24 protein-coding genes are annotated in these 23,184 nt (G+C 37.0%); 5 read left to right on the forward strand and 19 right to left on the reverse strand.

Features of this window, described 5'->3' with window-relative positions:
* Position 1: 1 nt before the first annotated feature.
* From napA to ACLHDG_RS12390, 5 genes are all read right to left on the reverse strand, one after another.
* Positions 2 to 2,848, reverse strand: coding sequence for a nitrate reductase catalytic subunit NapA (gene napA, locus ACLHDG_RS12370; RefSeq protein ID WP_415406551.1), 2,847 nt, complete (start codon positions 2,846 to 2,848; stop codon positions 2 to 4).
* Positions 2,849 to 3,148: 300 nt separating this feature from the next.
* Entirely contained in the window at positions 3,149 to 3,457 is a 309-nt protein-coding gene (locus ACLHDG_RS12375; protein WP_415406552.1) for a metal-sulfur cluster assembly factor, read from the reverse strand.
* 110 nt (positions 3,458 to 3,567) lie between these two features.
* Entirely contained in the window at positions 3,568 to 4,803 is a 1,236-nt protein-coding gene (locus tag ACLHDG_RS12380; protein WP_415406553.1) for a hypothetical protein, read from the reverse strand.
* Between the two features lie 6 nt (positions 4,804 to 4,809).
* Entirely contained in the window at positions 4,810 to 5,148 is a 339-nt protein-coding gene (locus ACLHDG_RS12385) for a hypothetical protein (RefSeq protein ID WP_415406554.1), read from the reverse strand.
* Positions 5,149 to 5,243: 95 nt separating this feature from the next.
* Positions 5,244 to 5,813, reverse strand: coding sequence for a precorrin-2 dehydrogenase/sirohydrochlorin ferrochelatase family protein (locus ACLHDG_RS12390; RefSeq protein WP_415406555.1), 570 nt, complete (start codon positions 5,811 to 5,813; stop codon positions 5,244 to 5,246).
* A 143-nt stretch (positions 5,814 to 5,956) separates the two neighbouring features.
* On the opposite strand from ACLHDG_RS12390, the gene ACLHDG_RS12395 reads away from it, so the two are divergent.
* A complete protein-coding gene (locus tag ACLHDG_RS12395) occupies positions 5,957 to 6,949 on the forward strand; it encodes an Lrp/AsnC family transcriptional regulator (protein ID WP_415406556.1) in 993 nt (330 codons plus the stop codon).
* Between the two features lie 217 nt (positions 6,950 to 7,166).
* Here the strand turns inward: ACLHDG_RS12395 and ACLHDG_RS12400 are convergent, their stop codons facing one another.
* From ACLHDG_RS12400 to ACLHDG_RS12415, 4 genes are all read right to left on the reverse strand, one after another.
* Positions 7,167 to 7,871, reverse strand: coding sequence for a Crp/Fnr family transcriptional regulator (locus tag ACLHDG_RS12400; protein WP_415406557.1), 705 nt, complete (start codon positions 7,869 to 7,871; stop codon positions 7,167 to 7,169).
* A gap of 147 nt (positions 7,872 to 8,018) precedes the next feature.
* Positions 8,019 to 8,756 carry a uroporphyrinogen-III C-methyltransferase gene (gene cobA, locus ACLHDG_RS12405; RefSeq protein WP_415406558.1) on the reverse strand — a complete coding sequence of 246 codons (738 nt, stop codon included), beginning with the start codon at positions 8,754 to 8,756 and terminating at the stop codon, positions 8,019 to 8,021.
* The gene (locus tag ACLHDG_RS12410) at positions 8,756 to 9,886 is read right to left on the reverse strand and encodes a radical SAM protein (RefSeq protein ID WP_415406559.1); all 1,131 of its coding nucleotides are present in this window, start codon (positions 9,884 to 9,886) and stop codon (positions 8,756 to 8,758) included. Before ACLHDG_RS12410 ends, cobA begins: the two co-directional genes overlap by 1 nt.
* Complete coding sequence (locus ACLHDG_RS12415) at positions 9,886 to 10,275, reverse strand: c-type cytochrome (protein ID WP_415406560.1); 390 nt, start codon at positions 10,273 to 10,275, stop codon at positions 9,886 to 9,888. The genes ACLHDG_RS12410 and ACLHDG_RS12415 overlap by 1 nt, the downstream gene beginning before the upstream one ends.
* Before the next feature lie 181 nt (positions 10,276 to 10,456).
* Between ACLHDG_RS12415 and ACLHDG_RS12420 the strand changes: the two genes are divergently transcribed.
* Positions 10,457 to 11,593, forward strand: coding sequence for a multiheme c-type cytochrome (locus tag ACLHDG_RS12420; protein WP_415406561.1), 1,137 nt, complete (start codon positions 10,457 to 10,459; stop codon positions 11,591 to 11,593).
* A gap of 60 nt (positions 11,594 to 11,653) precedes the next feature.
* Here ACLHDG_RS12420 and ACLHDG_RS12425 read toward each other — a convergent pair whose 3' ends face one another.
* Positions 11,654 to 12,736, reverse strand: coding sequence for a cytochrome-c peroxidase (locus ACLHDG_RS12425; protein ID WP_415406562.1), 1,083 nt, complete (start codon positions 12,734 to 12,736; stop codon positions 11,654 to 11,656).
* Positions 12,736 to 13,131, reverse strand: coding sequence for a thioredoxin family protein (locus ACLHDG_RS12430; RefSeq protein WP_415406563.1), 396 nt, complete (start codon positions 13,129 to 13,131; stop codon positions 12,736 to 12,738). Before ACLHDG_RS12430 ends, ACLHDG_RS12425 begins: the two co-directional genes overlap by 1 nt.
* A 195-nt stretch (positions 13,132 to 13,326) precedes the next feature.
* Here ACLHDG_RS12430 and ACLHDG_RS12435 point away from each other — a divergent pair, with 195 nt between their 5' ends.
* A complete protein-coding gene (locus ACLHDG_RS12435; RefSeq protein WP_415406564.1) occupies positions 13,327 to 13,665 on the forward strand; it encodes a c-type cytochrome in 339 nt (112 codons plus the stop codon).
* Between the two features lie 19 nt (positions 13,666 to 13,684).
* Here the strand turns inward: ACLHDG_RS12435 and ACLHDG_RS12440 are convergent, their stop codons facing one another.
* The 6 genes from ACLHDG_RS12440 to ACLHDG_RS12465 all read right to left on the reverse strand — a co-directional run bounded on the left by ACLHDG_RS12440 (position 13,685) and on the right by ACLHDG_RS12465 (position 18,615).
* Positions 13,685 to 14,383 (reverse strand): anaerobic ribonucleoside-triphosphate reductase activating protein, encoded by a 699-nt coding sequence (locus ACLHDG_RS12440; protein WP_415406566.1) that lies wholly within the window; start codon positions 14,381 to 14,383, stop codon positions 13,685 to 13,687.
* Positions 14,352 to 14,525: an anaerobic ribonucleoside-triphosphate reductase gene (gene nrdD / locus ACLHDG_RS12445; protein WP_415406567.1), complete on the reverse strand. Its 174-nt coding sequence runs from the start codon at positions 14,523 to 14,525 to the stop codon at positions 14,352 to 14,354. Before nrdD ends, ACLHDG_RS12440 begins: the two co-directional genes overlap by 32 nt.
* Positions 14,526 to 14,552: 27 nt before the next feature.
* The gene (locus tag ACLHDG_RS12450) at positions 14,553 to 15,035 is read right to left on the reverse strand and encodes an iron-sulfur cluster assembly scaffold protein (RefSeq protein WP_415406568.1); all 483 of its coding nucleotides are present in this window, start codon (positions 15,033 to 15,035) and stop codon (positions 14,553 to 14,555) included.
* The gene (locus tag ACLHDG_RS12455) at positions 15,019 to 15,363 is read right to left on the reverse strand and encodes a hypothetical protein (protein ID WP_415406569.1); all 345 of its coding nucleotides are present in this window, start codon (positions 15,361 to 15,363) and stop codon (positions 15,019 to 15,021) included. Before ACLHDG_RS12455 ends, ACLHDG_RS12450 begins: the two co-directional genes overlap by 17 nt.
* A gap of 2 nt (positions 15,364 to 15,365) precedes the next feature.
* Positions 15,366 to 17,462 carry a ribonucleoside triphosphate reductase gene (locus tag ACLHDG_RS12460; RefSeq protein ID WP_415406570.1) on the reverse strand — a complete coding sequence of 699 codons (2,097 nt, stop codon included), beginning with the start codon at positions 17,460 to 17,462 and terminating at the stop codon, positions 15,366 to 15,368.
* A 148-nt stretch (positions 17,463 to 17,610) separates the two neighbouring features.
* On the reverse strand, positions 17,611 to 18,615 hold the full coding sequence (locus ACLHDG_RS12465) for a type I glyceraldehyde-3-phosphate dehydrogenase (protein ID WP_415406571.1): 1,005 nt from the start codon (positions 18,613 to 18,615) through the stop codon (positions 17,611 to 17,613).
* Between the two features lie 225 nt (positions 18,616 to 18,840).
* Here ACLHDG_RS12465 and ACLHDG_RS12470 point away from each other — a divergent pair, with 225 nt between their 5' ends.
* Complete coding sequence (locus ACLHDG_RS12470) at positions 18,841 to 19,854, forward strand: ribonucleotide-diphosphate reductase subunit beta (RefSeq protein ID WP_415406572.1); 1,014 nt, start codon at positions 18,841 to 18,843, stop codon at positions 19,852 to 19,854.
* Positions 19,855 to 20,760, forward strand: coding sequence for a glycosyl transferase (locus tag ACLHDG_RS12475; RefSeq protein WP_415406573.1), 906 nt, complete (start codon positions 19,855 to 19,857; stop codon positions 20,758 to 20,760).
* Between the two features lie 37 nt (positions 20,761 to 20,797).
* Here ACLHDG_RS12475 and ACLHDG_RS12480 read toward each other — a convergent pair whose 3' ends face one another.
* Both ACLHDG_RS12480 and ACLHDG_RS12485 read right to left on the reverse strand, forming a co-directional pair.
* A complete protein-coding gene (locus tag ACLHDG_RS12480; protein ID WP_415406574.1) occupies positions 20,798 to 21,919 on the reverse strand; it encodes a cytochrome D1 domain-containing protein in 1,122 nt (373 codons plus the stop codon).
* A 66-nt stretch (positions 21,920 to 21,985) separates the two neighbouring features.
* Positions 21,986 to 23,116 (reverse strand): multiheme c-type cytochrome, encoded by a 1,131-nt coding sequence (locus tag ACLHDG_RS12485; protein ID WP_415406575.1) that lies wholly within the window; start codon positions 23,114 to 23,116, stop codon positions 21,986 to 21,988.
* Between the last annotated feature and the right edge of the window lie 68 nt (positions 23,117 to 23,184).

Raw genomic sequence — 23,184 nt, forward strand, 5'->3', positions numbered from 1 at the left:
TTTACGCCTTATAGATCTTAACTGCACACTTCTTGTAGTCTGTCTGTTTAGACATAGGACAAGTTGCATCAAGACATACTTTGTTGATAAATACTTTTTCATCAAACCAAGGTACAAATACCAAACCACGAGCAGGTCTGTTACGACCACGTGTTTCAACTCTTGCTTTCACTTTACCACGACGTGATTCTACCCACGCAAGTCCACCTTGCTTAAGACCTTTGTCTTTAGCATCTTGTGGGTGCATATAACAAAGTGCTTCCGGAACTGCACGGAAAAGCTCAGGTACTCTCATCGTCATAGTTCCTGAATGCCAGTGTTCAAGTACTCTACCTGTACATAACCAGATATCGTAATTTGCATCTGGCATTTCCGGTGGATCCATATATGGTCTGGCAAAGATCTTTGCTTTGTTCTTAAGCGCTTTTTTACCTTTTGCTTTATCTGGAGCAGTTAAGCTACCTTGGAGAAGGTTTTTCGCCAATGTTCCATAGAATGCATGTGAATTACCAGTCTCTTTTGTTGCTTTTGCCGCATAAGGGTCATACTTAGCATTAAATCTCCACTGTGTCTCTTTACCATCAACAACAGGCCATTTAAGTCCTCTTACTTTATGGTACATATCGAACGGTGCAAGGTCATGCCCATGCCCTCTTGTAAACGCTGCATACTCTTCAAAGAGGTATTTGTGGATAAAGAATCCATACCCTTTCCACTCTTTACCGTCAGAACCGATAACACCTCTAACATCTCCTAGAGACTCAGTATCATCATATCCTTTCTGGATAGGGTCATTCATATCTTTTTTATACGTATGCGCTACTTTGTTGTTGAATAAAATATCAAACATAGTAGTGTCATCACTGTAACCCATTTTTTTCGCTTCAGCGATCACTGATGGAAGTGCTTTCTTTCTTGGACCTGATGGTTTTTGTTCACCCCAAAGATCTTTTACTGTAAATCTTTTAGAGAACTCAACCCACTGCCATGTATCAGACATAGAGTCACCTACAGGAAGTACTTGTTGTCTCCAGTGTTGTGTACGTCTTTCAGCATTTCCATATGCACCCCATTTTTCATAGATCATCGCTGTTGGAAGAACCAAGTCAGAAACTTTCGCTGAAATACCCGGGTATCCGTCAGAACATACGATGAAGTTATCCATCTCACGTGCCGCTTTGATCCAGTGTGTAGCAGATGCAGAATCCTGGTAAGGGTTACAAACATTTACCCATGCAAACTTAATAAGACCATCTTCGATGTCTCTGTGGATCTTCATAATGTGTTGTTTACCAACACCATTAAGTGTTCCTGCAGGAATCATCCATTTTTTCTCACAAATTGCTCTGTGTTTAGGGTTTTTAACCATCATATCTGCCGGGAGTCTGTGTGTAAATGTACCTACTTCTCTTGCTGTACCACATGCTGAAGGTTGTCCTGTCAATGAGAACGCACCATCACCTGGTCTTGCTTGCTTGTTAAGCATAAAGTGAACATTGTACGAAAGTGTATTTACCCAAGTACCACGTGTATGCTGATTCATACCCATTGTCCAGAAAGAAACGACTTTTCTTCCTTTTTCGATGTAAAGGTCAGCCAATCTTTTAAGTTTTGCTTTAAAGACTTCGATATCCTCATCCGGATCACCTTTTGAGATCTTCGCTGTATAGTCAAGTGTATATGGCTCTAAAGATTTTTTATAATCTTCAAAAGAGATATGCCAGTGCTTCAATGTACCGGCAGTATGCTTCATAGTATCACCTTCTTTGTACCCGTAAGGTTCCAATGCCGGTGCTTCTTTAGCAGAAACTGTTGTCTCCATCTCTTTAGCCATGATCTCTAACTCTGCTTTAGAGTATTTACCCTCTTTGATCGATTTCTCACCTGCTCTTCTCATACCGTAACCGATATTTACCGGACCAGCTGTAAAGACCATATGTTTATTTACGAAATCCCAGTCGATGATATCTTCTGTACCACCACCTTTTTTATCTCTCATAACGATCTCACGAGCGATATAGTTCCATAGAGCCAAGTCAGTACTTGGTGAGAATAAGATCTCGTCATCTGCGATATCTGATGTTCTGTGAGTATATGTCTGAATAGAGATGATCTTTACTCTATCCGGATCAGAAAGTTTTCTATCTGTTACACGTGACCAGAGGATCGGGTGCATCTCTGCCATGTTTGAACCCCAAGCTACAACTGTATCTGTAAGCTCGATATCATCATAACAACCTGATGGCTCATCTACACCGAATGTTTGGTAGAAACCAACAACCGCTGATGCCATACAGTGTCTAGCATTTGGATCGATAGCATTTGATCTGAATCCAGCTTTCATCATTTTCTGAGCTGCTGCACCTTCCATAACTGTATATTGTCCAGATGCGAATACACCTAAACCTTCAGGACCAGCATGCTTAAGTGCTTTCTTAGCATGTTTTTCCATCTCATCAAAGGCTCTTTTCCAGCTTACTGGTTTAAAGTTACCTTTTTTGTCAAACTCACCTTTCTTATTCATTCTCAATAATGGTTGCTTAAGTCTGTCAGAACCATACATGATCTTCGCATTAAAGTAACCCTTAATACAGTTAAGACCTCTATTTACCGGAGCAGCAGGGTCACCCTTAACCGCTACGATCTTTCTGTCTTTACCTTCGCCTTTTGTAGCCATCATGATACCACAACCCGTACCACAGAATCTACAAGCCGCTTTATCCCATCTCCAGTCTTTCTGTGCATCCGTTGCCGCTGCACTTAAACTTGATGGAACAGCAATTCCTGCTGCAGATGCCGCTGACGCCGCCGCTGCACTTTTAAGAAATTCTCTTCTATTTAAAGCCATATTACTTCCTCCGTAAATTGATTTTTTGGTTATCTCGTAAAGTCCTCTGAAGAACGCTAGCTGTTCTTCAGGGAACTCTACTTATAACAACATATATATATTATCATAAGAAGGTCAATATAAAAAATGATTTGTATCAAGAAAACTGAATAATGTCATAAATAGAACAAATAAGTAACGCTTCAATTCGGAGTAAAAAAGTCTTAGATAAGTTATAAGAACTAAGCAGAAGAATATAGTTAAATTATGTTGATGAAAATAAGAGTTTTTGACTCCTATTAAAGAAAATATGGATGTTTTCTACATCCCTCCCAAAGCTTTTTTAACATTGTCATCTGCCATAGAAATATTCCAAGCCGGTTCCCAAACCACTTCTACCTCAATAGTCCCAACGCCATCGAGTTTCTCTACTGCTTCATAGACCCACTGTTTGATCATCTGGTGCAAAGGGCAACCTTGTGTTGAAAGTGTCATAATGACATGTACATTACATGCATCATCAACGATAGCATCATAGATGAGTCCCATCTCTACCAGATTAAACCCTACTTCCGGATCGATCACTGTACTTATGGCTTCGAAAGCTGTTTCTTTTGTTATGTTACACATGTTTTATTTTCCTTAAAATTATTTATTCTGCCGTCATGGCTTCGCTACGCTACGACCATTCTGGTTCCGAAGCTATAAACGACAAGCAGTTGTCGTTTACTTAACGCTTCTCATTCTCCGTAAGCCAACATTTTTTTCATAGTTATATATAAAAATATAGACCCTGTAAACAGGAAACTTCCTGCTGCTTTAAAAAGTATATCACTCTCGAACAGTAATCCAAACCCACCAAGTAATACACCTGCCGAAGAGAACCAGAACATTACTGATGCACCCTCTTTAGAGTACATTTCATGAAGCATCGGTACCTTCTCTTTACCTACAAGTGGAGCAAAACGTTCAAACCATACCAAAAATGGGACGATCTTATAGAGGTGCCCTATGATAAAGAATGAAATAAATCCCAACAGTAAAAACCAGATAGATGCATGTAAAACACTCTCACTGTCGGTGATAAAGTAGACTATGCTAAGTATGATAGAGAGTATGAGTGTTATAAAAGCAAAAATAATAGATTTTGCCCAAACATCCAACTCTTTTCGTACAGTAAGTTTAGCAATAATATATATCTGCCACATATAGAAAAATATCCCTATAAAACTCAGAGCATACCCTATCATCATCAGCCATTCAAAACCTAGAACTGCTCCTATAAATACTACTGCCACAGAGGAGATAACTAATTTAAATGCTCTCTTCACTGCTGTTTCATCAAAGCCATGTGCCAGTGAGAACATCGGTATAAGTGTTAAAGACAATCCCATGATCGTTAAAACCACATAACCGCCAAGTACTGCGTACACATGGGCTTTAAGCATCAAGGAAACATTGATACCCAGATCACCACTCAATCCCAAGGCAATAGCAAAACCTGTCAAAATACCCAGTAAAAGATACCCGTTACTCCAAGCAACCGTATCTACCGTAAGGGTTCTAAGTTCTGTTTTTTTCAGTGTTGCAATATTCTCAAAGGCGAAGATGATCATCGCAATGAGTACCAAAAGACCTCCATAGGGAAGCAGTGCTGGCATCAGCCAAAACCCAAAGACCATGACTACAGAACCAAGAGCTAAAAGTGGTAAGATAACATAATAGACATCCACCACTACGTGCCCTACTTCAAGGACTACAGGTATGAGCTGTGCCATGGCTCCAAAGATGATCATCATCACGAAGCCCAGTAAAAAGAGGTGTATCCATCCTGCTACATCCATCTGCTGATAGCTAAATGTAGGTTCAAAAAAAAGTAAAGCCAACATTGAAAGCAGATAGAAGATCACCCCAAAGTGAAAGAACGGGGCGATGAGTTTGAGAGGTGGTGCAAAATCTCTAGAGATAGGATTCATTCAATGTTACCCGCAAGTGTTATCAGCTAGATTTGCTTTTTCGCTCTCTCCTGTTTTATAAGAAAAAGTAAGTTTTACACGGCCATCTTCCATGTCTTCAGTTTCGATGTCATAATTTTCACCGATCTTAGAGATAAGTCCGCCAGGTTTTTTGTGATTTATCATCACTAGTTTTTTGTTTGGAGCATCAAGCAGTTTTAATCCTGCCATTGCATTTACCATAGGATCGGGTGGTCCACATTTTGAAGTATCAAATTCAAAAACTTGATCTTCTCCTAGTGTATAAGTAAAAAATGGAACATTCGCTCCCTCAACTTCTATAGCTTCTTTATTTAATTCCGACATATTATCTCCTATTTAGTTTTTACTATTGTAATGACTTATGTTTAAAATAAACTTGACTTATATCAAGGTTATGTCAAATTGTGTCAAAACCTCATTTATGATTTGAAATTTTTCTTAAAATATGTTTCAACTAACTCATCAAAATACTTCATTCTCTCTTTCCCTTTAGGCATCTCAGAGCGTAAAGATTTCATCTTTTGTAAAAATTCACCCACAGAGTCTGGAATGATCTTTTCAAAATGACGACGTATCTGCTTTGCAAATGCCGGTGAAGCTCCTCCTGTAGAAAACGCAATGGTCAGATCTCCCTTTTGGACATAAGAAGGGAAGATAAAGTCACAATAGTCCGTATTATCCACTGAGTTGACCAAAATCCTACTTCCTCTTGATTCTTCATAGATGGCTTTATGAAGTTCTACGGTATCCGTTGCAACAATGACAATGTCAAAGCCTTGTATGTCCCCTGCGTTATAAGCCCTCTGGTGTAGTGTTAAAGTATTCTCATCAATGAGACTCTTAGCTTCATCTTCTACTCTAAGTGCAATAACCGTGATCTCTTTAGTGAAATCAACCAATTTTTCAAGTTTTTCTGTGGCAATATAGCCACCACCTACCACTAAAACTTTAAGATTCTGCATATCCATATACATGGGGAAAAAAGACATTGTTGTACCCTTTTGTCAATTGTTATTCATAATTTAACAAAAGTTTATCATAATTGCTTTGATGTGTATCAATCTTTGATAGACTATTATTAAATATAATCACAAAAAATTATACATTAAAACTAAATTGGAGCACCCTAATAATGGAAAACGAATTACTTTTTGAAATGCAAAATGCTTTCCCTATGACAGAAAGACCTTTTAAAGCTGTAGCTGAAAAACTTAACACTACAGAAGAAGAGGTATTGAACCTTGTACAAAAACTAAAAGACAATAAGATCATCAGACAAACTTCTGCTATTTTTGATACTAAAAGATTGGGATACAAATCTTCTTTGGTTGCATTTAAAGTAGATGAAGCGAAGATCGACCAAGCTGCTGAGATCATCAATGCCCATCCGGGAGTGAGTCATAACTATCTTAGAAATCATGACTATAACATCTGGTTTACAATGGCAGTTGCACCAGATTCTAAATTAGGCTTAGAAAAAACCATAGAGATTCTCAAAGAACGTACAGGTGCAGAGGATGCCATCATCCTTCCTACACTCAAAATGTTCAAGATATCTGTAAAGATGGACACAACCGGTAAAAGAGCTAAAAAAGAGAAGCTCAAAAAGCTAGCCCATAAAGAGATAGAACTTACACCCGGGCACATTGCTGTGATCAAAGAGTTACAAAAAGATATCGAAGTTACGCAGGAACCATTTAAAAAAGCTGCTGAAAAACTGGATCTCTCTTATGAGCAATTTTTTGAGATAGCACAGGAACTTAAAGAGAGTGGTGTGATGCGTCGTTTTGCTACAATCCTCAATCACAGAAAAGCCGGCTTTGGTGCCAATGCCATGAGTGTTTGGGCAGTCCCTGAAGAAAAAGGTGAAGAGATCGGTAGAGAGATGGCAGAATTCTCCGCTGTAAGCCACTGTTATCTTAGACCAAGTTACCCAAACTGGCCGTATAATCTCTTTGCTATGGTACATGCAAAAACACAAGAAGAATGTGATACGCTCATCGAAGAGATGGCAAAAGAGAGTGGTCTGACAGAATATGGGAAACTATATTCAACTGTTGAATTTAAGAAGCAGAGACTTGTTTATTTTGATGATGCGTTTAAAGCGTGGGAGGAAACCGTATAATTAATCACGCAACGCGTGCTTTGTCACTGTGAACACCCTTATAAGCGAAGCGATTTGAGAACAGTGACGACTTTTGCTTACTTTTCTAGAAAAGTAAGGAGAGAAACACCGCTACAAGTAAAACAAGAAGAAAGTTAAAAAATAGAATGAAGTATGCATTCCCACGGAAACCGTGGGAACGAAAAAACGAGAGAGGATAACGAGAAGAAGAATTCTTTTAATTCCCCATATACCCTATCTTAGCCTTAAAATCAGCAATACAATTAGTACAGTCTTTCATTGTATTCGTTTCAACAATATTAAAGAGTGCATCTTCATTCAGTATCGTTAATTCATGTTTTTCAACAGTAATAATACCCTCTTTTTTAAACTTAGTCATAATACGCGAAAATGTTTCGGGTGTAAGGTTAAGTATCGAAGCGATCTCATTATTTTTGAGTCGATTAAAGACAACCACTTTTTTGATCATTAGATCAGCCACTTTTGCTTCTGAAGAGAGGATGGTTTCTTTATGAACCAATGCAGAAAGCATCATAACTTTCCCCGTCAATGACTTGATAAGTTCTAAAGAAAATTGTGGTTGATTAAGGTATTCATAGAGTTTGTCAAAATGAAGTAAACCTATAGCTCCATCAGTTACAAATTCACAAGTAGCAGGGAAAGGTTGCTGTTCAAAACAGGCAAATTCTGCGATGAGGGAAGGAGCATTAAAACGGTTGATCTGTATCTGAGACCCTTTAGGAGATGTTTTATAAAGCTTGACACTCCCCTCCATCAAGATGTGAAGGTACTCACTCTGGTCTCCTTCATAAAATACAATACTGTCTTTGGTAAAATGTTTAATATGTGTACAATCTTGGAGTTCTTTTAAGTATGATTCTCCCAATGCCGAGAACATTGGTATCTCTTCAAGTTTAAACATAACTACACCTCTTTATCTTTCATATATAGGACACGTACTATACAGTACAAAAGATAAAATCTCTCCTATATATTTCCGATAATAGCACTGTTTTTACTAGTTATTACTTAAAAATTGTTTTTTATAATAGTGTTTTATTAATTTGTATTATGATTTCTCAAACCAACTGAGTTGTTTACGTAAATTTACCACTTCTCCAACCACAATAAGTGCAGGGGTAGGCAGACCTTTTGCTTTTTCATAGATATCTTCAAGTGTACCAACAACCGTTTTCTCATCCGGTCTTGTACCACGACTGATCACAGCGATAGGATAATCTTTTGGCTTACCTATTTCTATAAGCTTTTTACAAATGGTTTTAAGACGATGAAGACCCATCAAAAAGATGATAGTATCATCACTTTTATAATTATCCCAAGGGATCTGTGAATGGTCTTTACCACTTGACTCATGTCCTGTCACTACTCTAAAAGAGACAGTGATACCGCGATGTGTTACAGGGATACCTGCATACTCCGGTACGGCTATAGCTGAAGTGATCCCCGGGATAAACTCAAACTTGATGTCACGTTCATACAAGTATATCCCTTCTTCTCCACCACGTCCAAAGACAAAAGGATCTCCCCCTTTTAGACGTACAACATTCTCATACTTGAGTGCAGACTGGTAGATCACTTCATTGATCTCTTCTTGAGGCAGGGTATGATGAGAGTCTTCTTTACCTACATAGACAAATTCACAACCGTCTTTTGCCTCTGCAAGAATATCAGGATTGGCAAGTCTATCGTAAATGATGACATCTGCTTCTCTTACTACACGCAAAGCTTTTACTGTCAACAATTCAATATCTCCAGGACCTGCTCCTGTTAAATATACTTTTCCCATTACACGTTTCCTTTAGTTTTTTCTTCTGTCAAATAACACGATGGATCTTCTGCCCACATATCTCCATGGATGGCATATGCACGACTTCGTGAACCACCGTTACAGATGTTTATGTACTGACATGTTTCACACTTTCCGCCCAACTCTCTTGGATGTACTCTTAGTTTTTGCAGTAGCTCTGTTGGCTCATTCGTCCAGATATCTGAAAAGTCCTGATTGAGTATATTGCCTATCTTCACAGGGAAGAATGGATCTGGTTTAACAAACCCTTCACTGTCAATATTCAGTAATTTTCTTCCCGCAGAGTTTCCACCCCAGGCTATAAGTCTGGATTTCATCTCATCTGCATGTTCCGGGTATTTTTGAATGAATCTATCATAGAATAAGATAGCATCCATCTCCATGTTACCTGTTACGATCTCTATATCTCTATCACTTTCATGATACTCAAAAGCTTTATCCAAAATATAATTTACTGCAGTAATACGTTGTTCTTTACTTAAGTCCATCTCGAGATTTTCTAAACCTCTACCACTATAAACGAGGTGAGAGATATAGACTTTTGGGATATTATGTTTCTCCGCCAGATCAAAGATGAATGCCAGATCATCATAGGTATCTTTGGTGATCGTAAAACGAATACCTACTTTTGTTCTTCCATAACTGTTAAGCAAGTCAACCGCCTTCATAGACTCAACAAATGAACCTTTAAGTCCACGAAAATCATCATGTACATCAGGACTTCCATCGATACTGATACCGATATAGTCAAAAGTATCTAAGATCTGCTCTGCATTACTCTTTTTAACATAAAGTCCATTGGTAGAAAGATAAGTGACAATACCTAGCTCTTTACAACGTGCAGCGATATCATAAATATCTTTTCTTGTAAGTGGTTCCCCTCCCGAGAAGATAAGAAACTTCACACCATTGGCTTTGAGCTTTGGCAGTGTATCCATGATATTATCTGTCGTGAGTGTATCTACGGCATCCAGATCTGCTTTTGAGTAACAATGAAGACAGGAGAGGTTACAACGATTGGTAAAATTCCAAATGGCTATACTTCCATCAAGTACACGCGCAGGCTTTCCTGCAGTTACTGTCTTTAATAGATTAGAGAGTCTAAACATTATTTTACCTCTTTATTTTTTGCGATATTGGGATATGCTTTTGGAACGATCTTCATTTTATTCGGTTCTTCATTCTCTGGTTTTGCAGATTTGAAACTTAAGATATAGTCTGTAATCGCTTTGAGCTCTTCTTCACTTAATTTAAAAGCTGGCATCGCATTACGTTTATAGCCAAAGGCTTTAGAGACAGAAGCAGGATCAGTGATCATCGCTCGTATCTCATCTGCATTTCTTTTTGAAGCTATCTCGGCAAAAGAGGGACCAAATGCTACTGCAGTTTGATGGTGACATCCCCAACAATAAGTCTCAAATACCTTTTTACCACTCTCTGCTTGTAGTAGAGATGACAGTGTCATGATGACAAAAAAAGCAGCTAATATTTTTCTCATAACTTTCATCCTTTATATAATAGATGGATGATAACAATTTTTTGATGTTGGTAAGTTGATTTAGAACAAGAGTTGAATAATTTATGATCAAAGTAATCTATACACTTGATTTAAATCAAGACAATTTTTCTCCTATTTGCTACAATATTAAACTTATAATTATTAAAAGGAGAACTTATCTATGAAATCATGGATTACTTTACTGCTACTTTTGGCAGCGACATCACAAACTTATGCGGCATTGGAAAATACAACTTGTAAGAGTTGTCACCCTGTTATATTTGAAGAGTATCAGAAATCTGCACACAGCAAATCATCTATTTATAAAGATGCTGTGCATAAAGCAGTGTGGGACAGACATCCGGCAAAAGCTAAAGGAGACTATACCTGCGCTAAATGCCATACTCCATCAGATCATGATGTAATGAGCGGTAAAAGCAAACTTGCAGATAATGAGATACAACGTACAGAACCTATCTCTTGTCAACAGTGTCATAAAATAGAGAGTGTTGAAAAACATACAAAAGCAAATAAAAACATCCTCACAACAAAACCAAAGACTTTTTTCTCAGCTGACAAAGCTTTGAAAGGTACAAAAGTTGAATTTAAAGAAGAGAGCAGCTTTTTTGGTATGCTTACAACTAAGACCGGTTCACCATACCATGACATAGACTATAGTAATGAAGGCTATTATAATGGTGACTCTTGTATGGGTTGTCACTCTCACAAACAAAATAGTAAAGGCTTTGTAGTTTGTGATCTTGAAGTAAAACAGGGAGATTCTAAAGAGAGTTGTGTCTCTTGTCACTTACCTCAAGTTCAAGGTTCTCTTGCCAATCAAAAAGAGAGTGCGACACACGCTTTCCATGGTCAGAGCATACATAACAATACACCAGCATTGCTTTCAAAGTACATCAAACTCTCTTTGGACAAAAGTGCCAATGGATTTAATGTAAGTATCAAAAATGAAGCAACACATACACTTTTCCCTCAACCTCTAAGACTTAACCAATTAAGAGTAAGTATAGAGAGAGATGGTAAGATTATAGAACTTAAAACAGAATCTTTTGCAAGAGTAATTGGAACAGACGGGAAAGCATCTATGCCATGGTTAGCAGATGCTATCATCTCTGATACCTCTATCAAAGCACTTGAGACACGTACTGTAAACTATGCTGATGTACTCAAAGAAGGTGATACAGTGGTTGTGAAATTCGGATACTATGTTGTAAACCCAGAAGCAGCTAAGGAGCTTGAGATCACAGATAAGAGTGTGACTGAATTTGTTGTACTGACTAAGAAGAGATTCTCAATTTAATCTCCATACATCATCCTCGTACTTGATACGAGGATGATAGTATATGATCTACTCTATGTTTTATTTAATCTCATACTCCACTAACTCCCCCTCAAGTGTTTTCAAAAATGCTACCACATCATCTATCTGTTCAGGGGTAAACTCATTACCAAGCTGATACTTACTCATGATCCTTACAGCCTCTTCAAGTTTTTCTGTAGAACCATTATGAAAATAAGGGGATGTTTTGGTTATATTACGCAAAATAGGTACTCTAAATCTTAACTGCTCATCTTTTCCTAAAAACCCTCCAACATTTGCAAATGGGAAGGGACTCTCTTTAAGGGTAATATCTGGAGAATATAATAGACCAACATAGTCCGCGAAGTAACTTCTCAATGGAAACCTTTGTATGCTCTGTCCTCCTACGCTCATACCGGCATGGCAACCCTTACAACCCTGTGTAAGAAAAAGTGTCATCCCTCTTTTGGCTTGTGGACTCATGGCATCATTATCACCCTCTAAAAATCTGTCATAAGCTCCTCTGGTAAGCAGTGTTCTCTCATACGCACCAATAGCCTTTCGTACATTTTCAAAAGTGATCTTCTCTTCTGGGAACAGTGCTTTAAACTTTGTAACATACTTACTATCTTCATTGAGTCTCTGTTCAACTTCTTGTGGTGTCATATGCATTTCAAAAGGTGCCTGTATCGGCCCACCTGCCTGCTCTTCTACATCTTTGGCTCTTCCGTCCCAGAATTGAGACTTTGCCAAAGCGGCATTAAGTACGGTAGGAGAATTGAGATGAGAAGGATTGGCTTGCCCCTTGTGACCTATAGCAGTAGCGATACCATCATCTCCACCCGCTTCCAACTTGTGACATGAGGCACAGCTTATGGTTTTATCTTGTGATAAAAGTGTATCAAAAAACAGCTCTTTCCCCAGTGCTATCTTTTCTTTACTCATAGGGTTATCCGGATTATCAACAACTTCCAATAATGCTTCATAGGTTTTGGGAACCGGTAACAAATTTGTCGATAAGGCTCGTTCTCTTAGCATTACATCATCTAACTCAGGTATATTTTTATGCAAAATAGCCGGTAACGATAATATTATCACGATCACAACTGTAACAATACCTAATACTTTTATCAATGTATTCATCATAACTCCTTCAAAATATTTTCTATGGTATTAGCATTTATACCCTTACCATATAAAGGGTTAGATAAAAAAGTCTCTGTTTTACTACTTACAAAAAAGAGTGTTGGAAAGATAGTTGAATAAAACATCTCTATAGGATAACTTTCCTTCCCCTCATACATCACTATGACAGAAACAAACTTTTGATTCAAATATTTAATATATGCCTGTTCCATAAAAAAGTCTTTGATCACATCATTGCAAGGGGGACACTCTTTTTTAACCAAAAGTACCATAAGTGGTTTATGCTCTTTTTGTGCTTTTTGCAAAGCTTTATCATAGTTTCCAAGCCAATGGATATGATCGGCATTTATAAATAAAGTGAAAAATAATAGAGCAAATAAAATTTTCATCATAGTTGATTATAATAAAAATATATGACTATAGAATTGATAAGTATCAAAAACAACATACTTTTTTAAATAAGAGTATTTTTGTCTTATTATTGATTTAAATCAATAATTGTGTCATGTGATTAAGCTATATTTCGTTCAGAACTAATTAGGAGTAAATTTATCCTAATTAAAAAAATATATATAGGGAATATACTTATGAAACAACTAACACTTTTACTGGCATTTTTAACAGGAACAAATTTACTGGCAGATATAGAAAATGGAAAAGCTGTTTTTGCTGCAAACTGTGCCATATGTCATACGGTTAATGGAGGCAGTGCAATGGGACCCGATATGAATATAGTCTCTTACACAAGAAAGAAAGAAGATATAGAGACATACGCAAAAGACCCTTACTCTTTATATGAAAAATTTGGATACAGTGCAAATGCAATGCCAACACTCCCTTTGGAAGATCAAGAGTTTAAAGATGTGGCTGATTATATTGACTCACTACAAACGTTTAAGAAGTGGATGAAAAAGAAGAAAAGTTAAGGCTCTAGGAAACTTTTATCTACACTCTCCAAACAACTTCCAACTCATTAGAAAGCCGTGATGTATCAAAAGGGTTTTTTTCTTCTTTAACCCTTCCAATTGTATTTTCTGTAAAGACAAAAGGTTGCAGATAATACGTACCACTGTATCCTCTTTTAATCAGGTCTTTAATGATCCTGTTGATCTCTTCTACTCTTAACAGATCACTATGAACCGTTGTTCTCACCTCAAAAGGAAACTGTTTTTGTATTAAAAAATTAAGTGTCTTAGAGAAACTGTCAAAATGTTTATCTTTTGTTATCTCAAAATATTTCTCTTTAGGTGCTTTGTAATCAAGGGCAATATAATCAACCAATCCATTTTCTACCAACATTTGAACTATTTGGGGTTTTAATCCATTGGTATCCAGCTTGATCTTAAAGTTTAACTGCTTGATCTTTTTACAGAACTCTACTAGATCACTGTAGAGTGTAGCTTCTCCACCAGATAAAACCACCGCTTCAAGAAGCCCTATTCTGCTTTTCAGGAATGCTATAGCTTCCTCTTCAGTAGTATTTCCTTCTCCAAAGACAATATCTCTGTTGTAGCAATATATACAACGCATATTACACTTGGCGAACCAAAAAATGGTCGCCAGATGATCGGGGTAATCCAAGGCTGTAAAGGGTGTTATGTCATAAAGAGGTTTATGCAGCATGGTGCTGTGATGCTTTTTCAAGAAAAAACTTTCTCTCTTGATGTTCACCTTTTTTACCGATATTAAAACTCTCAACCGGTCTATGGTAACCCATTACTCTTGTGTAGACAATGCATTTTGTTCTTTTCTCTTTTGACTTTTCTAGTATTTCATTTTGATTCATTTTTTATCCTTTTGTTGAATTGATATATTATCCACAAGTCTGTTGTGAAAACTGCAAGGTTGTCTCTATCATTTTTAAAGTAAATTCCTCATCCATACCCTTTTGTCTGTTTTGATAGTTTTCATAGGCAGCTAAAAATGCCACTAAGATCATTGTTGTGCACTCTTCACAATTATCTTTTGCCATGATCTCATCAAAAGAGGCTTGTGTCATATCAAATGCCTCTTTTAAAGGAAGTCCTTTTATATCTTCTGTAAATATGGAGGCAGAAAAAGAGATGGTGGGGCAGCCGTTAAATTCATATCCCACATTTTCTATCTCCCCATTATCATTTACCAGGAGATACATATCGACCTGTCCGTAATTATCCGGGTTTCTACCTATGCCTCTGGCATTGTACTCTTTCAATGCCCAACGGTTTTTTGGATCATGATAATGATCATTCAACGCTTTTGCCTGTTCACTGGTCACGTCATAACCATGTGCCTTAAAATCAGCTTCTTCTACCATCTGTTTCCTTTAAAAAAGTATTTACACACACTTGTGTATTGTCAACTAAAATATCGATATCTTCTTTGCTGGCATCATCTATGTGGATACCACAAATGACTAAGAGGTCTTTTCCTATTGTATCATAAATGATGGTTGCCATTTTCTCTGAGACGATATGATCTTTATGTCCTTTTTTGATCATGGTTTGCAAATGACCTTTCTCTTCTATCAATGTTGCTGAACCGATATGCTCTTCCTCTCCACCTGTGATGATAATAAGCATATCGTTGCCTACAGTATAAGACTCTAATCTAACGGTATATCGTCCTTCACCTGCACTGATCATTATTACTCCCCCTTCTGCAAAATCTCTTCATCACATTTAGGACAATATTCATACTCCCCTGAGAGGTAACCATGTTTTTCACAGATAGAAAATGTCGGTGTCACAGTAATATAAGGCAGTCTGAAATTACTGATGACATTTCTCACCAGTTTTCTGGCTGCTTCTGCAGAACTGATCTTCTCTCGCATATACAAATGCAATACAGTTCCTCCTGTATATTTGCACTGCAGATCATCTTGCAGCGTTAATGCCTCAAAAGGATCATCCGTATAAAATACAGGGATCTGGGAAGAGTTGGTATAGTAATTGTTCTCCTTCGTTCCTGCCTGGATAATGTCATCATACCTTTTTACATCTTCTTTGGCAAACCTGTAGGTTGTTCCCTCTGCAGGTGTGGCTTCCAGATTATAGAGGTTTCCTGATCTCTCTTGAAACTCTTTAAGCTGATCTCTCATAAAGTCCAAGATCCTCATAGCCATCTCTTCTCCAAATGCATCAGCTATATTATGCTTATCATTAGAGAAATTTCGTATCATCTCATTCATCCCATTGACACCAATGGTAGAGAAGTGGTTGTTAAACCCAGGGAGATACCTTGCTGTATAAGGGAAAAGTCCTCTATCGTACATCTCCTGGATAAATATCCTTTTTTTCTCAAGTGTTGCATAGGCATACTCCATGAGTTTGGTAAGCTTTGCAAAGAGCTTCTCCTCTTCTCCTGCATAGAGATATCCCAATCTTGCCATATTGATCGTCACAACACCGATACTTCCCGTCATTTCAGCACTTCCAAACAGACCTCCACCCCTCTTGAGAAGTTCACGAAGATCCAATTGTAGCCTACAGCACATACTTCGTACATGTCCAGGCTTATACGCCTCTTCATTGGGTACCAATACTCCATTTTCATCTCTTATATACTGACTGCCTATAAAGTTTTGAAAATAAGAAGATCCTATCTTTGCTGTATTTTCAAAAAGGATATCTGTATTTTCTCCATACCAGTCAAAATCTTCTGTGATATTTACCGTGGGGATAGGAAAAGTAAAGGGCTGTCCACTCTTGTCACCTTCTGTCATCACCTCATAATATGCTCTGTTAATGAGATTCATCTCAGGTTGAAAATAGTGATAGGTCATACTCTCCAGAGAGCTGATACCTTCACCTCTCTCTTTAGCACTCTCCAATAAAGCTTCATCATCCAACCCAGAAAACAGATGTTGTTGATTTCTTGTCGGTATTTGATCTTTCAGATCACCAGGAACCGTCCAATCAATGGTAATATTGGTAAAAGGGCTTTGTCCCCATCGTGCCGGGACATTGAGGTTGTATACAAAACTTCTTATCGCCTTTTTGATCTCATCAAACGAAAGTCTGTCTTTAAATACATAGGGTGCCAGATAGGTATCAAATGAAGAAAATGCCTGTGCACCTGCCCATTCACTCTGCAAAATACCCAGAAAATTTGCCATCTGTCCCAATGCTTCTCTAAAGTGGGCGGGAGCTCTACTCTCTACCCTGCCTCTGACACCATTAAACCCTTCATCCAAAAGAACTCTAAGACTCCATCCTGCACAATATCCGGTCAAACAATCCAGATCATGTATATGATAATCTCCATCTCTGTGTGCATATCCCTCTTCTTTAGAGTAGATCGTGTCCAGCCAAAAGTTGGCGATCACCTTACCTGCCGTGTTATTGACGAGTCCGGCATTGGAGTAGCCTGTATTAGAATTGGCATTGATCCTCCAATCCTCTTTATCGATATACTCTTTGATGGTCTGTGTCGAGTTGATATAGGTTGTGTCTTCATCCAGTCCCAAGATCTGCTCTCTTTGGATCTTGTGCATATGACGATAGAGCATAAATGATTTCATCACTTCAAAATGTTGATGGGCATAAAGTACTTTTTCTATAATATCCTGAACCTCTTCAACACTGATCTCATCTCTGTTTTTGATCGTATCCATTAACTCTGCGAAGACACCTTTATCATAGACTTTCACTTCACTTTCAAATGCTTTCTTAATAACATCCTCAATCTTAAACGGTACAAACTTCTGAGAACTTCCATCTCTTTTTATAATTGTTTTTATCATAACTATTTCTCCCATACTTTTATAAGGAAACCATTATAATAGAAGCTGTTTCCAAATGGTTTGACAACTGTCAATAAATTAAAAATCTTTCATTGAAGTATTTTATTTAAATCATTTTTTGATTGAGGTCAATTAATTTATTTTAATATTATGCTATGACTTTTGCCATATCGACTAATCTTTTAGCATAGCCATATTCATTATCCTGCCATGCTGAGACTCTAAGCAGGTTTCCTCCCACAAGACTGGTAAAAGGAAGATTGATCACGGCACTGTGAGGGTTTTGTATATAGTCGTTGGATTCATTGGGTGTATTTGTAGTATCAAGTATATTCTTATACAAAGATTTTACCTCTACTTCAAGTCGTTGATTGACCTCTTCTCTTGTATAACTCCCATTAAGTTTGATACTCAAATCATACAACGTGGTACTAGGAATGGGTACTCTAATACTTTTAGCATAAAGCTTCTCTTTAAGGTGTGGAAAAAAATAGGCCGTTGCCTCAGCAGCACTGCTCATAAGAGGAATGATATTTTGCGTTGCAGAGCGTGTTCTTCTTATATCTTTTGAGTAGTGTTTTCCATCAAGCAGGTTCTGGTAACTCGTATAACTATGATACATACTCATCATAGCACCCTCTATGCCAAAATGCTTATCTATGATCTGAAATATAGGCACTATTGCATTGGCTGAACAACTGGAGTTCGAGATAATAGTCTCTTGCTTATACTCCTTATGATTTACACCAAGGATATACGTTGGGGTATCATCTATTACAGGTGTAGATATGATCACTCTCTTTGCACCATTCTCGATTAAAGGGAGATTAGACTCAGTAGTTAAAAATATACCGCTACACTGTAAAACAACATCTACATTTAAAGATTTTATATCCATATTTCCAGGATCAGGTTCAGTAAAAAGTTTTACTATTTGATCATCAATGAGAAGTCTCTCTTCTTTAAGACTTATATCATGATCAAGTGTGCCATAGATAGAATCATATTTTAAAAGATACGCCATTTGTTTATAGCTATAGAGGTCATTGATACCCACCAACTCAAAACTACCATCTTCAAGTATGATACGTGCAGCACTTCTGCCTATACGCCCAAAACCGTTGATGAAAATGCGTATCTTTTTAGAACTCATAGACGATGAAACCATGCTGATCTACATATCTGACCGTGGTTCTCTCCATACTATTACTTATTACTGCAATAAGGATAACTTTTTGATGATTTTGCATAGTACGCATTATAATGAAAACCCATAGTCATAGTATTGATAAGTATCAAACTTGACACTTATCAACAGATTTAGATGATCAAAAAGATAAAATGATATACTAATTTGATAATAACACAGGAGAAATTTATGGATGTAAAACATTATTATAACCCCCACGGCGAAGAGATACTCGATGAAAAAATATATGGCGGCTCCCCTACGGGATTTGTAGACTTCAACCGATCCAAATATAGATGGGATACCAACATCTATGATTTGATGAATGCCAATACCTGGTTCCCTTCTGAAGTCAATACAAGTACAGAAAAAAAGAATTTTGACAAACTTTCTCCAAATGAGCAATCGATCTATAAAATGACTTTTGCACAATTAAGTTTTAATGACTCTGCTCAAGAAGAGTATCTTGCTGATTTTAGAAGTCTTGCCAGTAATCGTTTAGTTAAATCAGCTATTACTTTACAGATGATGCAAGAAGTGAACCATTCTAAGAGCTATGCAGTTTTACTTGATGCTTGTGGTAACTCTGATGAAGTCTTTAACCTCTACAAGTATGATGATATGCTTAACCAAAAAAATCAAAAAATAGCAGAACAGTTTGCACGCTATATAGATGGTGGATCAGTAGATAAAATGCTGCTAAGTGCCATGGCAAGTGTCAACTTGGAAGGTATCTACTTCCTCTTAGGTTTTTCTTATATCTATCTGCTTGGAGACAAAGTACCCGGTGCCAGAGATATGATCAAGTTCATTGCCAGAGATGAGCTCAATACGCATTTACCACTCTTTGCAAATATATTTAAAACGATTCAAAAAGAGAACAAGATACAAACAAGCACCATAGACTCTGCATATACAATGATAGAAGATGCTGTAAATATAGAATTAGAGTATGGTAAGTATCTTTTACAACAGTTTCCGATCATGGGAACCACTGAAGAATTAATGGAGCAGACTGTATATAATTATGCAAATGACAGACTCAAAAAGATAGGTCTTGATCCTATTTTTAAACAAAGCGAAACAACATATCTACAGAAACTCGTTACAAAACACCAAGAAATGAATGAAGTGAAGAGTAACTTCTTTGAAAGTAACGTTTCAAACTATGCAAAATCAAGTATTGATCTGAATGATTTTTAAATGATGACCACAGAAGAGTTTCTACCTTATCTCAAAACTGTTGGCACCGGCCCAAAGAGAAACAGAGATCTAACAAAAGATGAGATGAAAATTATCATGCGTGCCTTTTTAAAACAAGAGGTACTTCCTGAACAAGTCAGTGCTTTTTTATTAGGTTGGCGTGTGAAAGGTGAAAGTTTAGATGAGTTTGCAGCTTCTATAGAAGTGTTTGACGAATTTGTTCAGCAGGAACCTCTTGAAAACTCAATTGAGTTTGGATATCCCTATGACGGGAAAGTAAAAAACCCTTATATATTTCCACTTATAGCAAAATATCTGCAAAAGTTTAACATTAACCTGTCACTTCATGGTGGACTGCTGCAACCTGCAAAAGGCGGAACAACATTAAAAGAGATCTGTAATAATACACCTCTCACCGATAATACTTACTATTTTGATCGATCAGAGTACTTTCCTGAACTTTATGAGTTTAGTGCTATACGAGCGAAACTTGGGTTACGTTCATCATTTAACACCATCGAAAAACTACTGAACATCACACAGAGTAACACTGCTATCATCGGGGCATTTCATAAACCTTTTGTAGAAAAGTACATTGCTCTTTTTAAAGATCGTTATAAAAAACTGGTCATTATCAAAGGTAACGAAGGAACTCCTGAGATCTTTTCAAAATGTGCTATCACTATCGTAGAAAACGGTGAAGTCGAAGAGATAAAAGTTGATCCTAAAGATTTTGGGATCATGTATTCAAAATCAGCAGAGCGTATATCACTGGAGACTTCATTGGAACTTGTTAAAAACCCAAGTGATGAACTGTTAAAGTTAGCTAAACTTAATGCTGCGGTAATTTTATTTTTGACTGATAAGGCTGAAAGTATTGAAGAGGGGTTTGAACTTATAGGTTAACAGTGATGAGAAAAATTTCCCATCACCCTACACTTTATTATTTCTTTTCATCTGCCAATTGATAGATAAAGATACCGGAAGGATGTTTGAGCTGATAGATCTCACGCTCTAAGAACCACTCTTTTGTATTGATCACATTTACTTTATTATCATCACGCTCCTCACTATTACCATTGACTGAGACATAAAGATAATCATCTATATTTGACCAGCGTACATGAAGTACTTTTGCCGTAAAAGTAAACGTCTTAATAATCTCTAATGTTTTCGTATCTACGATCTGAATTGTAGGAAAATCTTTCCCTGAAAAAGTGACTGCCAAATATTTTTTATCTGGACTCAACGCTGTAAATACAGGTAAGCCTTTCATCTGAATATTTTTAATAAAGTTAAATTCAGTGTCATATACCATGACTGCACTATCACCTACTGCAGGGATAAAAGTTTTATCATCACTAAGAGACCAAAAACCAAAGTGTGGTACTTTAAGTACAGGCTTATTATCTTTAGCTGTAACTTTGATCTCAGAGAACTCCATTTTATCTAAGTCAATGACCCCAAAAGATTTACTAAGGAAAAAACCTACGATATAGGTATTGTCTTTGATCATCGCATCAAAAGGCATCTCTCCTACTTTGAACTCTTTGAATGTCTTGAATTTTGGTAAACCTTCACCGGTATTCTCATTTTTAAGTACAGTTACTTTGTCACTGTCCATTTGAGCAAAGATGATCATATCTTTGTAAATTTTGATCCCTACATTTTTAGAACCGGTTACTATCTTATCGATAGGTTTAAGATCACGTGTAAGAATGTCTACAGATTTATCATCATAGTTTGCCACAGCTACATAGTTTTTACCTATCACAAATCCGATGGCAGACTTAGATGTTTTATACTCGTTGAGTATTTTTTCACTCACAGGGTCAAAACGTACTACATATCCATCACGGCTTATAAGGTAACCATCTGCACCATCAAACTTGATGATACCGTGATTCATGTTGTGCACATTTTTCATATGCGACTTAACTAGGCCTTTGTTAATAACTGCAATAGATTCACTCTCACGCTCCACTACAAAAAGCTTCTCACTCGCACTGGGTGTAGCAGCAAATAGTACACTGCTCAACAACAATATAGACAATATTGATCTCATTAAAATCCTTTTAAAATAATTGTCTCTATTGTACTGAAAACTCTTTAATAACTACGTTGACATATGTCAATTTTGAATGAAGATAACCTCTTTCATTAAAGAGGATTCTGTTAAGTTACTATCTTCCAACGAAATAACCTTGGCACAATCACTTTTTGCCAACTGCACATAAAGAGCCACTGATACTTTATCACCTTTTTGAAGTGCAGGTACATCATAGCCCAATATTTTACATGACTTTGCATTCACATTGTTTACTGTACTTCCGGTTGAATGGGCAGGTATAATGACTTTTTTATCCTCTTGTGTAAAACTATAGGCAAAATACCCTTGCTTATCTTCACTAGGCTCTTTCTCATAATTTTTCCAGATCACTTTTCCGGCTCTGCTTATCTCTATCTTTAAAAACTTTGCACGTGCAGGTTGAACGATGAGAGGATGTGTCATTTTATTTTTAAGTGTTACCGTAAGTTTTTTATCTGCAGTTGTGATGTTAATATCCATCCCAGTTTTTCTAAACTCTTTATCGTGGATACCTAAAAACTTATGACTGGCATGATGCCCTCTAGCTCTTTTATCCATCTTCTCTGCACCACCGGCTATCTCCGGCATATGACAATTGATACAACTTATACTGTCTTGCTCCTCACCCATGGCTCTAAAGATAGTGGTGTTGTTATCATTAAGTTTGTGTGAATGACAGCCCATACAGACTTTTTTACCATAGACAGGATTTGAAACAGAAGAGTGTTTGTCACTGTCATCCGGGTTATCCAGTCTTCCGTAGAGTGTAGGTTTATACCCTTTAGCTTGTCGTGCCTTGATGTTAATGTTGAACTTATGTGCTGTTCTAACATAGGCTATTGTATGACAGAAGAAACAGGAGACGCCATCAGTATGGGTTTTATTACTTTTATTTGGTCTAGCTTCACCCGAGAGTAACTCTTTCATATTATCAGCCATCGGCATATGACAAGTGGCACAAGAGTACTTCTCTTTACTGACAGAGTCAGCTATCTTCTGATGTAAGGTATTGGTGAAATAACTGTGTGAGTGAGAAGAAGTTTGAAACTCTTCATAGATCTTTTCATGACACTCATTACAGGAGTGATTATCTAAATATTTATCTTTAGCCTGAAGCGATGAAGATAAAACAACACAAAATAGAAGTGAAAAAGTTAAAAACATATGACGCATATAAAATCCTTTGCAAATACCAAAATAGCTTCTACATTATTAGACAAATAATAATTATAATTTATTAT

It is taken from the genome of Sulfurovum iocasae (assembly GCF_047716765.1).
Taxonomy (GTDB): Bacteria; Campylobacterota; Campylobacteria; order Campylobacterales; family Sulfurovaceae; genus Sulfurovum.

What these genes read in the sequence shown, in the direction of transcription:
- napA (WP_415406551.1), bottom strand. Translation starts at nt 2,848, where the DNA reads ATGGCTTTAAATAGAAGAGAATTTCTTAAAAGTGCAGCGGCGGCGTCA.
- ACLHDG_RS12375 (WP_415406552.1), bottom strand. Translation starts at nt 3,457, where the DNA reads ATGTGTAACATAACAAAAGAAACAGCTTTCGAAGCCATAAGTACAGTG.
- ACLHDG_RS12380 (WP_415406553.1), bottom strand. Translation starts at nt 4,803, where the DNA reads ATGAATCCTATCTCTAGAGATTTTGCACCACCTCTCAAACTCATCGCC.
- ACLHDG_RS12385 (WP_415406554.1), bottom strand. Translation starts at nt 5,148, where the DNA reads ATGTCGGAATTAAATAAAGAAGCTATAGAAGTTGAGGGAGCGAATGTT.
- ACLHDG_RS12390 (WP_415406555.1), bottom strand. Translation starts at nt 5,813, where the DNA reads ATGTCTTTTTTCCCCATGTATATGGATATGCAGAATCTTAAAGTTTTA.
- ACLHDG_RS12395 (WP_415406556.1), top strand. Translation starts at nt 5,957, where the DNA reads ATGGAAAACGAATTACTTTTTGAAATGCAAAATGCTTTCCCTATGACA.
- ACLHDG_RS12400 (WP_415406557.1), bottom strand. Translation starts at nt 7,871, where the DNA reads ATGTTTAAACTTGAAGAGATACCAATGTTCTCGGCATTGGGAGAATCA.
- cobA (WP_415406558.1), bottom strand. Translation starts at nt 8,756, where the DNA reads ATGGGAAAAGTATATTTAACAGGAGCAGGTCCTGGAGATATTGAATTG.
- ACLHDG_RS12410 (WP_415406559.1), bottom strand. Translation starts at nt 9,886, where the DNA reads ATGTTTAGACTCTCTAATCTATTAAAGACAGTAACTGCAGGAAAGCCT.
- ACLHDG_RS12415 (WP_415406560.1), bottom strand. Translation starts at nt 10,275, where the DNA reads ATGAGAAAAATATTAGCTGCTTTTTTTGTCATCATGACACTGTCATCT.
- ACLHDG_RS12420 (WP_415406561.1), top strand. Translation starts at nt 10,457, where the DNA reads ATGAAATCATGGATTACTTTACTGCTACTTTTGGCAGCGACATCACAA.
- ACLHDG_RS12425 (WP_415406562.1), bottom strand. Translation starts at nt 12,736, where the DNA reads ATGAATACATTGATAAAAGTATTAGGTATTGTTACAGTTGTGATCGTG.
- ACLHDG_RS12430 (WP_415406563.1), bottom strand. Translation starts at nt 13,131, where the DNA reads ATGATGAAAATTTTATTTGCTCTATTATTTTTCACTTTATTTATAAAT.
- ACLHDG_RS12435 (WP_415406564.1), top strand. Translation starts at nt 13,327, where the DNA reads ATGAAACAACTAACACTTTTACTGGCATTTTTAACAGGAACAAATTTA.
- nrdD (WP_415406567.1), bottom strand. Translation starts at nt 14,525, where the DNA reads ATGAATCAAAATGAAATACTAGAAAAGTCAAAAGAGAAAAGAACAAAA.
- ACLHDG_RS12450 (WP_415406568.1), bottom strand. Translation starts at nt 15,035, where the DNA reads ATGGTAGAAGAAGCTGATTTTAAGGCACATGGTTATGACGTGACCAGT.
- ACLHDG_RS12455 (WP_415406569.1), bottom strand. Translation starts at nt 15,363, where the DNA reads ATGATCAGTGCAGGTGAAGGACGATATACCGTTAGATTAGAGTCTTAT.
- ACLHDG_RS12460 (WP_415406570.1), bottom strand. Translation starts at nt 17,462, where the DNA reads ATGATAAAAACAATTATAAAAAGAGATGGAAGTTCTCAGAAGTTTGTA.
- ACLHDG_RS12465 (WP_415406571.1), bottom strand. Translation starts at nt 18,615, where the DNA reads ATGAGTTCTAAAAAGATACGCATTTTCATCAACGGTTTTGGGCGTATA.
- ACLHDG_RS12470 (WP_415406572.1), top strand. Translation starts at nt 18,841, where the DNA reads ATGGATGTAAAACATTATTATAACCCCCACGGCGAAGAGATACTCGAT.
- ACLHDG_RS12475 (WP_415406573.1), top strand. Translation starts at nt 19,855, where the DNA reads ATGATGACCACAGAAGAGTTTCTACCTTATCTCAAAACTGTTGGCACC.
- ACLHDG_RS12480 (WP_415406574.1), bottom strand. Translation starts at nt 21,919, where the DNA reads ATGAGATCAATATTGTCTATATTGTTGTTGAGCAGTGTACTATTTGCT.
- ACLHDG_RS12485 (WP_415406575.1), bottom strand. Translation starts at nt 23,116, where the DNA reads ATGCGTCATATGTTTTTAACTTTTTCACTTCTATTTTGTGTTGTTTTA.